Origin of the sequence: Novosphingobium sp. KCTC 2891, from assembly GCF_025938155.1 — a bacterium.
Taxonomy (GTDB): domain Bacteria; phylum Pseudomonadota; class Alphaproteobacteria; order Sphingomonadales; family Sphingomonadaceae; genus Novosphingobium.
On the sequence record NZ_JAPCZG010000004.1, the window covers coordinates 217,189 to 229,954 of the forward strand.

Here is a 12,766-nt window from a genome sequence, read left to right on the forward strand (position 1 = left end):
GTCACTTAATCGATCAAGCAATAGCGTGCTCTCCAACGAACAAGGGAGAGCACAATGGACCTCGGCCTCAAGGACAAGGTAATTCTGGTCGCAGGCGCGAGCCGGGGCATCGGCCTCGGCATCGTCGAAGCCTGCATGGCCGAAGGCGCCAGGCTGGCGATCGCGGCGCGCGGCAGCGAAGCGCTGGAGGAGCAGCGCGCCCGCCTCGCCGCGCAATACGGCGCGGACCGCGTGTGGGCCATGGCCGGCGACCTGCGGGACAGCGCCACCATCGACGCCGTCGTCGCGGGCGCGGAAAAGGCGCTCGGCCCGATCTGGGGCGGCGTCGCCAACGTGGGCCTGCACCCCTGCCCGCCCGGCTTCGAGATCGACGACGAGACGTGGGACGCAGGGATCAGCCAGAATCTGGATTCGGCGTTCCGCCTGTCGCGCTCCCTGTTGCGCGTGATGACCCCGCGCAAGGAAGGCGCGCTTGTGTTGATCACCTCGATCGCGGGCCTCGGCGCGCTCGGCACGCCGCTGACTTACGGCACCGCCAAGGCCGGGATGAACCATCTGGCCAAGGAACTGGCGCGCGTGGCGGGCAAGGACGGGGTGCGCGTCAACGCCATCGCGCCCGGCAACATCATCTTCCCCGGCGGCGACTGGGAAGCGCGTTCCACCGGCGAGCGCGGCGAAGCGTGGTGGAACTGGATCAAGCGCGAAGTGCCGCTGCGCCGCTTCGGCACGCCCCAGGAAATCGGCAATGCCGCCGCGTTCCTGCTCAGCCCCCGCGCCAGCTTCGTCACCGGCGCGGTGATGCCGGTGGACGGCGGCCAGACGCACTGAGCGCCTGAAACCGCCGTTTCACCCTGCGAGGCTCAGGCGTACTGGGCCTCGCGCTTTTCGAGCCGCGCCTTGACTGCCTCGCTCTGGTTGGGCGAGCCGATCAGCGCGCCCATCTCGCGGCTTTCGGCCATCAGCAATTCGGCCGTGGAGGAATCCGCGCCCATGTTGAAAATGCGCTTGGCCGCACGGATCGCGTCGGGGTTCTTGCCCGCGATCTCGCGCGCATAGGCCAGCGCCTCGGCACGCGGATCGGCGCAGACGCGGCTGGCAAGCCCGATGGCCAGCGCTTCCTCGCCCTCGACGATGCGCGCCGAATAGACAAGGTCGCGCGCCACGTCCGCGCGCACCAGTTCGCGCAGGATCGGAAACGCGCCCATGTCGGGGATCAGGCCCCAGTTCATCTCGAACGCGCTCATCTTGGCATCCGGCGCCACGAAGCGGAAATCCGCACCCAGCGCCAGCTGGAAGCCCGCGCCCAGTGCCACGCCGTGCACGGCGGCGATGACGGGAACGGGCAGGTCACGCCAGCCATAGCTGACCTGCTGGCCGCGGTTGGCGCCGGTCTTGCTGCGCGGCAGGTCGACGATGGCCGAGCCGCCCTTGAACTCGCCCGAGACCATCTTGCCGAAACTCGTCAGGTCGAGGCCGGCCGAGAAGCACGGTCCGTCGCCCGAGACGACCACGACGCGGACGGCGTTATCCGCCGCGACCGCGGCGATGGCGGCATTGATGCCCTCGAACATGGCGTCGTCGAAGGCGTTGCGCTTGTCGGCGCGGGTCAGGCGGACGTCGGCGACGCCGCCTTCGATGGTGATGCTGACGCGGTCGTTCATCTGTTCTCTCCCGTGATTTTTCGATTTCAGCCCTGATTGAAGCGCGCGGGGCGCTTCTCGAGGAAAGCGGCAACGCCCTCTGCGAAGTCCGCGCTCTTGCCCACCGTGCGCTGCAGATTGCGCTCCAGCGCCAATTCGTCGCCAAAGCCGTGGTCGGCGGCGTACCAGCCGGCCTTCCGGATCAGGCCGAGCGCGAGGCGCGGGCCATCGGCCAGCTGCTGAGCGATCTGGAGCGCGGTGGCATCGGCCTCCGCGCTGGGCACGACGCGGTTGATCATGCCCCATTCCAGCGCCTTGGCCGCAGGCAGACGGTCACCCAGCAACATCATTTCCATCGCGCGCGCGCGCCCGGCGGTGCGCATCAGCAGCCACGGCGAGCCGCCATCGGGGACCAGTCCGATGCGGCAGAACGCTTGGAGGAAGAAGGCGTCTTCGCTGGCCACGATGATGTCGCCGGCCAGCGCCAGCGACGCGCCCACGCCCGCCGCCGCACCGCGCACCGAAGTGACGATCGGAATCGCGAGGTCGCGGATGGTCATCATCAGCGGGTTGACCGTGTCCTGCAGGATCAGTCCGGCATCGATCGCGCCGTCGCCCATGCGCGGCCCGCCAAGGTTGGCGCCAGAGCAGAACGCCTTGTCGCCCCCCGCCAGCAGCACCGCGCCGCAATCGGCCTCGGCGGCGAGCAGGGCGTCGCGAATCTCTGCGGCCATGTCCATGCCCAGCGCGTTGCGGCTGGCCGGATCGTTGAAGCGGACAACGCAGACGTCGCCTTCGCGCGAGATCGTGATCTTTCCGGAAGCGCTCATGTTCTTTTCATCCTGTTCCCGTGGAGTCTGCCAAGCCGGCCGGCTGCGGTTCCGGCACGATCCGGCGACGCGGCCCTTGCCTTTCACGTCCGATGCTGCATTCTCGCAATTCAATTAATCGCTCAAGTAAAATGTTTGACGCATCGCTGCCAGCAACGCAACAGACCGGCCCGGAAGCGGTTTAAGATCATGATTACAAAGGGATGACCTAGCGACGGAAGGGACAGGAAAGCGCAGCGCCGACGCCATCGGCGCGGTCCGACCGCCGGGATCGAGAGACTCGGCAGCAGGACCACTGGACAAAGTTATAACATGATATAGCTATTGCTTGCCCCAGCGGAGACATCGCAGGTGCCTCCGTGGACCGGGCAAACAACGAGACAGGAGCCAGTCGCACGGCGCAAAGCGCCGGCGGGATGGTTCCGCAGGAGAGGAAATCCTATGTCCAGAACCAGTCCAGCGCTCGGCATTTCCGTCATGGCCGTCGCATTCGCGGCGCTTTCTTCCACCGCCCATGCGCAAGCACAGGCGCCGCAAGCCGCTCAGGCCGATACCCAGCGCGAGTACGAGGCGATCATCGTGACCGCGCAGAAGCGCGCCGCGAACATCAACGACGTGCCGATGTCGATCACCGCCGCCAGCGGGGACCAGCTGACCAAGCTCGGCGTCACCGATGCCTCGCAGCTGACCAAGGTCGTCCCCGGCTTCACCTACAACGAAACCGCTTACGGCACGCCCGTGTTCACCATCCGCGGTGTCGGCTTCCAGGAAACCAGCCTCGGCGCCAGCCCTGCGGTCAGCTCGTACATCGATGAAGTGCCGGTGCCGTTCTCGGCCGAAACGGTTGGCCTCGGGCTCGACCTTGAGCGTCTCGAAGTGCTGAAAGGTCCGCAGGGCACGCTGTTCGGCTCCAACTCCACCGGCGGCGCGCTCAACTACATCGCGGGCAAGCCCACCGACCACCTCACCGGCGGGTTCGATGCCAGCTATGGCAGCTTCAACACCGTCGATCTGCAAGGCCATATCGCGGCGCCGATCACGGAAACGCTCGGCGTCCGTGTTGCAGGCCGCTATACCCGGGGCGACGGGTTCCAGCGCAGCATGACCCGCCCCGGCGACCGCCTGGGCGCCAAGGACTTCCTCCAGGGCCGTGTGTTGCTGGTGTGGGAGCCGACCAGCAACTGGAAGACGACGCTCAACTTCACCGCGCTTCGCGACCGCTCCGAATCGCTGTCCTCGCAGTTCACCCAGTTCGTCGCGCTCAACGATGGGCCGCTGATTCCGGAAGGGTTCCGCAGCTTCCCCCGCGCGCCGGAGGACAACCGCGTGACCGACTGGGATCCGGGTGTCGACTTCCACCGCAACAACCGCTTCACCTTCGGCTCGCTGCGCAACGAGCTTGATCTGGGCGATGCCGCGCACATCACCTCGCTCACCTCGCTCCAGCGGTTCCGCCGCTTCCAGCCGGTCGAAGGCGATGGCACGCCGTTCAACGACTACCGCGCGGAAAGCTTCGGCAAGATCAACACGTTCTACCAGGAGCTGCGGCTCGACGGGAAGATCGGCAACGCGTCTTACATCATCGGCGCGAACTACGAGTACGACTTCGTCAACGACAACACGATCCAGTATTACACCCAATCGTCGAGCGCGAGCGTGTTCGGCATCCCGCTCGGCCCCACGCGCCCCAACACGCAGCAGCGCCTGCGCACCTACGGCGTGTTCGGCAACCTCGACTACGAGCTGTCAGACAAGGTGACCGCGCACGGCGGCATCCGCTTTACCCAGGCCAACCGTGAACTGCTCTATGGTTGCGGGCAGGACATCGACGGCAGCTGGGGCCTCGTCTCGCAGGCGATCCAGGGCTACATCCACTTCCTGCGCGGCGAACCGATCACGTCGACCCCGATCCCCATCGGCGGCTGCGGCACGATCAACCTCGAAAACGTCCAGCCGGAAGGCGCGCACGCCAAGCTCAACCAGAACAACGTGTCGTGGCGCGTGGGCCTCGACTACAAGCCGACGCGCGACGTGCTGCTATACGTCAACGTCTCGCGCGGGTATAAGGCGGGCAGCTTCCCGACGCTTGCGGCGGCCACCACGCGCCAGTTCGACCCGGTGGTGCAGGAAACCGTGCTGGCCTTCGAAGGCGGCGCCAAGGTCACGGCCGCCAATGGCCGCATCCAGGCCAACGGCGCGGTGTTCTACTACGATTACAAGAACAAGCAGATCCTTGGCCGCATCCCCGACATCGCCTTCGGTCCGCTGCCCTCGCTGGTCAACGTGCCCAAGTCGCGCATCTGGGGCGCCGAGCTCGACGTCACGCTGAACCCCATCGACGGCCTGCGCATCCGCCCCGCCATCACCTATATCAACTCGAAGCTGGGTGACGGGTTCGTGAACTTCGATTCGTTCGGCCAGCAGCTCGACTTCAGCGGCGAGCCCTTCCCCTACACGCCGAAGTGGCAGGCCAACGTCGATGCGGAATACAGCTTCCCGATCAACGACGGGCTCGACGCGTTCGTGGGCGGCAACATGCTCTACTACGGCCACACCAACGGCGCGTTCGGGCAATATCCGGTGCTGGCAATCAACGCCTACACCACGTTCGACGCGCGGCTCGGGGTGGCCAGCCACGACGACAAGTGGCGGCTCCAGCTCTGGGCGCGCAACCTGACCGACAAGTACTACTGGACCGCCGCCTACCGGGTGAACGATTCGGTCAACCGCTACCCCGGCAGCCCGCGCACCTTCGGCGCGACGCTGAGCTTCAGATACTGATCCGCAGGATGGCGCCAGTCCGCACCATCCCTGCCACCAAGGCATCCGGCCGGGCTCTCACGCCCGGCCGGCGCTGCCGCCAATCCAAACGATAACGACGGAGAGAGACGCGATGGATTTCACCCTGCCCCAGGAACTGCTCGATTACCTCAAGGAACTGGACGCCTTCATCGAGGCCGAGATCAAGCCGCTTGAGGAGCAGGACGACAACATCCGCTTCTTCGATCACCGCCGCGAATGGGCGCGCACCGATTTCGACAACGACGGCCTTCCCCGCCACGAATGGGAAGAACTGATGCGCGAGGCCAAGCGCCGCGCCGACAAGGCCGGCCACCTGCGCTTCGCCATGGATCCCAAGTTCGGCGGCAAGGGCGGCTCCAACCTGTGGATGACCGTCATCCGCGAATACATGGCCGCCAAGGGGCTGGGCCTGCATTACGACCAGCAAAGCGAACACTCGATCGTGGCGAACAATCCGTTCGCGAAGATGTTCGACGATTTCGGCACGCCTGAACAGCGCGAGGAATTCATCCAGGGGATGTTCGACGGCACGCGCCGCATCACCTTCGGCCTGACGGAACCGCACCACGGCTCGGATGCGACCCACATGGAGACGCGCGCCGTGCGCGAAACCCGTGACGGCGTCGAAGGCTGGCTGATCAACGGCGAGAAGATGTGGACGACCGGCATGCACGTCGCCACCCACTGCGCGCTGTTCGCGCGCACCACGGGCGAGGATGGCGCCGCGCGCGGCATCACCTGCTTCCTCGTTCCTGCGGACGATCCGGGCGTGAAGGTCGAACAGTACCTGTGGACCTTCAACATGCCGACCGACCACCCGCGCGTGTCGTTCACCAATGTCTGGGTGCCTGACAGCGCGATTTTCGGCCCGATCGACAACGGACTGCCGCTCGCGCAGTCGTTCGTGCACGAAAACCGTATCCGTCAGGCTGCGGGTTCGCTCGGTTCAGCCGTCTACTGCATCGAGGAATCGGTGCGTTACGCCCGCCTGCGCCAGCCCTTCGGCGAGGAACTGTCGCGCAACCAGGCGATCCAGTTCCCGCTGGTCGAACTGGCCACCCAGTGCGAGATGCTGCGCCTGCTGATCCGCAAGACCGCGTGGGAAATGGACCAGATGACCCACCCCGAGGTCGAGAAGCGCATCTCGGACAAGGTGTCGATGTGCAACTACTGGGCGAACCGGCTGTGCTGCGAAGCGGCCGACCGCGCCATCCAGGTCCACGGCGGCATCGGCTATTCGCGCCACAAGCCGTTCGAGCACATCTATCGCCACCACCGCCGCTACCGCATCACCGAAGGCACCGAGGAAATCCAGATGCGCAAGGTTGGCGCATTCCTGTTCGGCTACCTCGGCCCGAAGCGGAAGGAGTTCGCTGAACTCACCTACGACGACGTCGATTACCGCAAGCAGTCGCAGATCCGTCCGCGCAGCGGCTGGCAGGCGATCGACACGACGCGGCCCGAAGCGCTGTAAATGGGTGCAGGGGGCATCCCTCGCGGCATGGTGGACGTCCGGCCCTTGCCGGCCGGCGTCCGCCTGTCCGCTTCTGCCCCCGACCGGGGAGCGGCATGCCAGCCGCCGTCAGGACGGCGTCGCGCCGGCGGCCCGCTCCCCGGCTTCCCGCAGCAGTCGCTGGCTCTCGGCGACGCGGTGCGCGATGCGCTCGCGCGCCTCGTCGCTTGCCGCGCCGCACAGGATCAGCGCGTAGCCCAGCTTGATGGTGGGACCGAGCAGCCCGGCGGAAAGATCGCCGGCCACCCAGTCGAGCATGACCGAGCGGAATTGATGATCGAGCTGACGCAGCAGGAGCGCCGTGTCGATCTCCTCGCGCAGCGCGCCGGCGGCGGCGATGTCGTTCACCAGCCCCAGCCAGAATTCGTCGCGCCGCGGGTTGTAGATCGCGGTGCGGACTTCGCCCGAAACCGAGAACACCTCGCGCCAGAGCGTGGTGTAGAACGCCGGATCGCCCAGGTAGAATTCCACGGCCAGGTCCACGACCGCGAGGATGTGGTCCACCGGGTCGCCGTTGCGGACCTGCGCGAAGCGCGCCTGGAAATCGCGCACGTCCTCCAGCACCGCCAGCACCACCGCGCCGCGCGATCCGAACAGGTTGTACGGCGTCGCCAGGCTGACCCCGGCGCGCTCTGCCAGCGCGCGCATCGAAAGTCCGGTGCGGCCGGTTTCGCGGATCATCTCGCGCGCGGCCTGGATGATGCGGTGGCGCCGCTCCTCCTTGCCGGCCTCGCGCCGTCCACGGGCACGCGGCGGCGCGGCCTCTTTCGTGGTGTGGCCCCCCGTGCCGGCCGAAGGCTCCGCAGCAAGGTCCGCCCCATGGTCCGCCAAAGCGCCCGTGCGGGCTCGCCGGACCGTATCTTCACCCATGCGTTCAACTCCACCGCGTGGCCTCTCTCGCCACTTATAACGCGTTACAACTTTCTCGAATCCACGCAACGGGCGCTTTTCACGCCCCAACGATCACCGGAGGATGCCAATGGATTTCACATATAACGACCGCCAGCGCTACTGGATCGAGCGCGTATCGCGCTTCATGGATGAGCACGTCTACCCCGCCATCCCGATCTACGAACAGCAGCACGAGGAAGGCGAGCGCTGGAAGGTCATACCGATCATCGAGGAACTGAAGGCCAAGGCCAAGGCCGCCGGCCTGTGGAACCTGTTCATGCCGCCGCATTCGGGCCAGCCGCAGCTTGACGACACATTCGTGTTCGAAGGCGAACAGCTGACCAACCTCGAATATGCGCCTGTCGCCGAACTGTTCGGCCGCGTCGGCTTCGCGTCGGAAGTGTTCAACTGCTCCGCGCCCGATACCGGCAACATGGAAGTGCTTTTCCGCTATGGCACGCGCGAGCAGAAGGAGCAGTGGCTCCGCCCGCTGATGAACGGCGATATCCGCTCGGCCTTCCTGATGACCGAACCTGCCGTGGCCAGCTCGGACGCGACCAATATCGAGACGAGCATCGTCCGCGACGGCAACGAATACGTCATCAACGGCCGCAAGTGGTGGTCTTCGGGCGTGGGCGATCCGCGCTGCAAGGTCGCCATCCTGATGGGCAAGACCGATGCTTCGGCCGGCGCCTATACCCAGCAGTCGCAGGTGCTCGTGCCGATGGACACGCCGGGAATCAAGATCCTGCGGATGCTGCCGGTGTTCGGCTATGACGATGCGCCGCACGGCCACGCCGAAGTGCTGCTCGAAAACGTCCGCGTGCCGGTCGAAAACGTGATCTGGGGCGAGGGCCGCGGGTTCGAGATCGCGCAGGGCCGCCTCGGGCCGGGCCGTATCCACCACTGCATGCGCTCGATCGGCACGGCCGAAGCCGCGCTGGAAAAGATGGCCCGCCGCCTCCAGTCGCGCGTCGCTTTCGGCAAGACCATCTCGTCGCACTCCGTGTGGGAACAGCGCATCGCGCGTGCCCGCATCGACATCGAGATGACGCGCCTGCTGTGCCTCAAGGCGGCGGACATGATGGACCGCGCGGGCAACAAGTCGGCCCGGCTCGAAATCGCGATGATCAAGGTGCAGGCGCCGAACATGGCGCTCTCGATCATCGACGATGCGATCCAGGCGTTCGGCGGCGCCGGCGTCACCAGCGATCCGGGTCTGGCGCGGATGTGGGCCGGACAGCGTTCGCTGCGCATCGCCGACGGCCCGGACGAAGTCCACGCCCGCACCATCGCGCGCATGGAATTCGGCAAGTACGCCGACGAACTGACCCGCGCCCAAAACGAAGCAGCGGCCAAGCTGCACGTGCCGGGCATCCGCTGAGCAGCCGACACTGACGAAGGGGCGGTCCCGCAAGGACCGCCCCAACCGGGAGAGAGAACAATGGAATTCGAACTCGTCACCGAAGGACTGCAATTCCCCGAAGGTCCGATCGCAATGGCCGATGGTTCGGTCGTTCTGGTCGAGATCAAGCGCCAGACCCTGACCCGCGTCCATCCGGACGGGCGGCAGGACGTGATCGCCCAGCTTGGCGGCGGCCCCAACGGCGCCGCGGTCGGCCCGGACGGCGCGGTCTATGTCTGCAACAACGGCGGCTTCCAGTGGAACGAGGCTGGCGGCCTGCTGCTTCCGCACGGCACGCCGGACTACTACGTCTCAGGCTCCATCCAGCGCGTCGATCTCGCCACCGGTGAAGTGACCACGCTTTACAGCGAATGCGACGGCAAGCCGCTGCGCGGGCCGAACGACATCGTGTTCGATGCCGATGGCGGCTTCTGGTTCACCGATCTTGGCAAGAGCAACGGTGATGTCAGCCACGTCGGCCACCTCCACTATGCCACCATCGACGGCAAGAAGATCGTGCTGGCCCGCGATGGCATGACCACTCCGAACGGCGTCGGCCTTTCGCCCGATGGCAAGTCGGTGTTCGTCGCAGAAACGCAGACCGGTCGCCTGTGGGAATTCGACATTGCCGGCCCCGGCGAACTGGCGGCGCCCGCCGACATGTGGACCGCGGGCAAGGTGATGGGGCCGCTGCCCGGCTACCAGCTGTTCGACAGCCTTGCCGTGGAAGCCAATGGCCGGGTCTGCGTGGCGACGCTGGTCAATGGCGGCATCACTTCATTCGAACCGGCGGATGGCACCTGGGAACACTACGCTTTCCCCGATCCGATCACGACCAACATCTGCTTCGGCGGCGATGACATGCAGACCGCGTTCATCACCTGCTCCGGCACCGGCAAGCTCTACAAGACGCGCTGGCCCCGTCCTGGCCTCAAGCTCAACTTCAACGCCTGAGGAAGGAAAGCCGATGAATTTCAGCGACATCCTCTATGCCGTCGACGGGCCGGTGGCGACCATCACGCTCAACCGGCCCGACAAGCTGAACGCCTTCACCGCGACCATGGGCGCCGAACTGGCGCAGGCGATCAAGCTGGCCGATGCGGACGACGCGGTCCGCGTGGTCATCCTGACCGGCGCGGGCCGTGGCTTCTGCGCGGGTGCGGACATTTCCGCCGGCGCGGGCAGCTTCGACACCAAGTCGGGCGAAGGCGCCAAGAACTTCGGCGCCAATCGCAGCGCCGACAAGGATGGCGGGCTGGGCGGTGATGGCGGGTTCGTCGGCGCGCTGTTCAATGCGAAAAAGGCAACGATTGCAGCGTTCAACGGCCCTGCGGTGGGGGTGGGTGCGACGATGGCGCTACCCACCGACATCAAGATCGCGTCCGATCAGGCGCGCTTCGGCTTCGTCTTTGCGCGGCGGGGCCTTGTGCCCGAAGCCGGCAGTGCGTGGTTCCTGCCGCGCCTTGTCGGCACCGCGCAGGCGTTGCGCTGGGCGATCGAGGGCAATGTGTTCGATGCGGCGGAGGCGCTGAAAGGCGGCCTTGTCAGCGAAGTCGTCCCGCATGACCAACTGCTTGATCGCGCGCGTGAAATCGCGCTGGGCATTGCCGAGAACACCTCGGCCGTCTCGGTGGCGCTGACCCGCGCAATGATCTGGCGGTTCGGTTCGGCGGAACTGCCGTTCGACCTGCTGAAGATCGACGGCCCGTTCGCGCTGGAGCTGGGATCGGGCGGCGACGTCAAGGAAGGCGTTGCTTCCTTTATAGAAAAGAGGAAGCCCGCGTTTCCCAACAAGGTCTCCAGCGATATGCCCGAAGGCTATCCGTGGTGGTGACCTGAAGCGCACCTGACGACACCGAACGAGACATGGGAGCCGGCAAGCGCGCGCTTGCCGGCTCCTGTCGTGTCACGGGCGGAGCAGTTCCAGCCGCCCGTCCCTGATCCATTCGCGCAGCTCGCGCTTCAGCACCTTGCCCGAGGCGTTCTTGGGCAGTTCGTCGACGAAAGCGACCGCGCGCGGCTTCTTGTAGCTGGCGATGTGTTCGCGGCAGTGGGTGACGAGAGCGCCCGGCGTGGTGCTTTCGCCAGCGCGGCAGGAAATCACCGCGACCACTTCCTCGCCCCACTGCTCGTCCTCGGCGCCGATGACGGCGGCTTCGAGCACGGCGGGGTGCTTGTAGAGCACTTCCTCCACCTCGCGCGGGTAGACGTTCTCGCCGCCAGTGACGATCATGTCCTTCTTGCGGTCGACGATCCACAAGTAGCGGTCCTCGTTCCAGCGGCCGACGTCGCCGGTGTGGAACCAGCCATCGACGAAGGACTTTTCGGTCGCTTCGGGATTGCGCCAGTAGCCCGACAGCACCTGGTCGCCCTTGACGAGAATCTCGCCCTCCTGCCCGGGGGCTACGTCGCGGCCTTCGCCATCGACCACGCGGACGCGGCTGAGCAGCATCTGGCGGCCGACCGAATTGAGGATGGGCAGGCCTTCGTCCACCGCGCGGTCGTGCTCCTCCGGGGTCAGCACCATGACGTTGCCGCCCAGTTCGGTCATGCCGAAGCCGGTGGCGAAGCGCACCTGCGGCCAGATGTCACGCGCGCGCAGCAGCACGGCGGCGGGCATGGCCGAGGCCCCGTAGCCGATGCTGCGCAGCGAGGAGAGATCGTAGTTCGGGCGGCTGGGATGGTTGAGCAGCATCGCGATCATCGTCGGCGCGAGCGACAGAGCGGTGACCTTGTGCCGCTCGATGGTGCCGAAGAACACCTCGATGTCGAAGTTCTGCATGACCACGACGGGCACCGCGCGCAGATGGTTCACCAGCAGCGCATAGCCCGCGACATGATACATCGGGAACGTGAGCATGAACACCGGATCGGGCCCGCCCGGCGGGTCCTTGTCCCAGCTGACGAGGCTGTTCATCACCGCGGCGACGACGTTGCGGTGGCTGAGCATCGCGCCCTTGGGCAGACCGGTGGTGCCCGAAGTGTAGAGCAGCCACGCCAGGTCGTCCTCGCCGATCGTGACCGGCGGCGGGCTGGCCTCGCCCGTTTCCAGCAGCGCGTCGAAGCCGGTCGTGCCGGGCTGAAGCTCGCCGATGGAGACGAAATGCTTCACGCTGGGGATCTGGTCGCGGATCTGCGCCACCGCCCCCATGAACTTGTCCTCGACGATCAGCACCGTGGGTTCGGCATTGCCGATGATCCACGCCAGTTCGCGCGGCGACAGGCGGTAGTTGAGGAACGTGAGCGCCATGCCCGCCGACGGCACGCCGTAATAGGCCAGGACATATTCGGGGCAGTTTTCGGCGAGGATCGCGATCCGGTCGCCGGGGGCTGCGATTCGCAGCAGCGCATTGCCGAGCTGCCACGACTTGTCGCGCATCTGGGCATAGGTCCAGCTGCGGCCCTGGAATTGCACCGCAAGGACATCCGGCGCACGATGCGCCGCGAGTGCCGGAATTTCTCCCACCAGCATGGCCATTCCTCTCCCATCGTTCACGAAGCCGCCGGCATTTTTCCGGTCGCGCGATAAACTTATATCTTGTTATAAGTTCCGGAACGCAAGAGCTTGCGCCCCGGTTGCGGCAGCCGGGGCCGCGACAGGAGAATAACACCGCACCGCCGTTTGACTAAGCGATTAACTAATGGCACCCACAAACAAAGGTCGAGGGCGACCGGGCGGCCGATG

The 12,766-nt window shown here is 66.1% G+C and carries 10 protein-coding genes; 6 read left to right on the forward strand and 4 right to left on the reverse strand.

The genetic code is table 11. The features are described from left to right. The first annotated feature begins 54 nt into the window (after positions 1–54). Positions 55–828 (forward strand): SDR family NAD(P)-dependent oxidoreductase, encoded by a 774-nt coding sequence (locus OLX02_RS10035; RefSeq protein ID WP_264422445.1) that lies wholly within the window; start codon positions 55–57, stop codon positions 826–828. Between the two features lie 32 nt (positions 829–860). Here the strand turns inward: OLX02_RS10035 and OLX02_RS10040 are convergent, their stop codons facing one another. Then, positions 861–1,661: a crotonase/enoyl-CoA hydratase family protein gene (locus tag OLX02_RS10040; RefSeq protein WP_264422447.1), complete on the reverse strand. Its 801-nt coding sequence runs from the start codon at positions 1,659–1,661 to the stop codon at positions 861–863. Positions 1,662–1,687: 26 nt separating this feature from the next. Then, positions 1,688–2,470 (reverse strand): enoyl-CoA hydratase-related protein, encoded by a 783-nt coding sequence (locus OLX02_RS10045; RefSeq protein WP_264422449.1) that lies wholly within the window; start codon positions 2,468–2,470, stop codon positions 1,688–1,690. 441 nt (positions 2,471–2,911) lie between these two features. On the opposite strand from OLX02_RS10045, the gene OLX02_RS10050 reads away from it, so the two are divergent. Both OLX02_RS10050 and OLX02_RS10055 read left to right on the forward strand, forming a co-directional pair. Next, positions 2,912–5,251, forward strand: coding sequence for a TonB-dependent receptor (locus OLX02_RS10050; RefSeq protein WP_264422451.1), 2,340 nt, complete (start codon positions 2,912–2,914; stop codon positions 5,249–5,251). Between the two features lie 112 nt (positions 5,252–5,363). After that, positions 5,364–6,746 carry an acyl-CoA dehydrogenase family protein gene (locus tag OLX02_RS10055; RefSeq protein WP_264422453.1) on the forward strand — a complete coding sequence of 461 codons (1,383 nt, stop codon included), beginning with the start codon at positions 5,364–5,366 and terminating at the stop codon, positions 6,744–6,746. Positions 6,747–6,854: 108 nt separating this feature from the next. On the opposite strand, the gene OLX02_RS10060 is transcribed toward OLX02_RS10055, so the two are convergent. Further along, entirely contained in the window at positions 6,855–7,655 is an 801-nt protein-coding gene (locus OLX02_RS10060) for a TetR/AcrR family transcriptional regulator (protein ID WP_264422455.1), read from the reverse strand. A 109-nt stretch (positions 7,656–7,764) separates the two neighbouring features. Between OLX02_RS10060 and OLX02_RS10065 the strand changes: the two genes are divergently transcribed. The 3 genes from OLX02_RS10065 to OLX02_RS10075 are packed head-to-tail and all read left to right on the forward strand — an operon-like array spanning position 7,765 to position 10,915. Beyond that, on the forward strand, positions 7,765–9,060 hold the full coding sequence (locus tag OLX02_RS10065; RefSeq protein WP_264422457.1) for an acyl-CoA dehydrogenase family protein: 1,296 nt from the start codon (positions 7,765–7,767) through the stop codon (positions 9,058–9,060). A 60-nt stretch (positions 9,061–9,120) separates the two neighbouring features. Then, the gene (locus tag OLX02_RS10070) at positions 9,121–10,035 is read left to right on the forward strand and encodes an SMP-30/gluconolactonase/LRE family protein (RefSeq protein ID WP_264422459.1); all 915 of its coding nucleotides are present in this window, start codon (positions 9,121–9,123) and stop codon (positions 10,033–10,035) included. 13 nt (positions 10,036–10,048) lie between these two features. Next, a complete protein-coding gene (locus OLX02_RS10075) occupies positions 10,049–10,915 on the forward strand; it encodes an enoyl-CoA hydratase-related protein (RefSeq protein WP_264422461.1) in 867 nt (288 codons plus the stop codon). Positions 10,916–10,987: 72 nt separating this feature from the next. Here the strand turns inward: OLX02_RS10075 and OLX02_RS10080 are convergent, their stop codons facing one another. Further along, positions 10,988–12,553, reverse strand: a complete 1,566-nt coding sequence (locus tag OLX02_RS10080) for a class I adenylate-forming enzyme family protein (protein WP_264422463.1) — start codon at positions 12,551–12,553, stop codon at positions 10,988–10,990. Between the last annotated feature and the right edge of the window lie 213 nt (positions 12,554–12,766).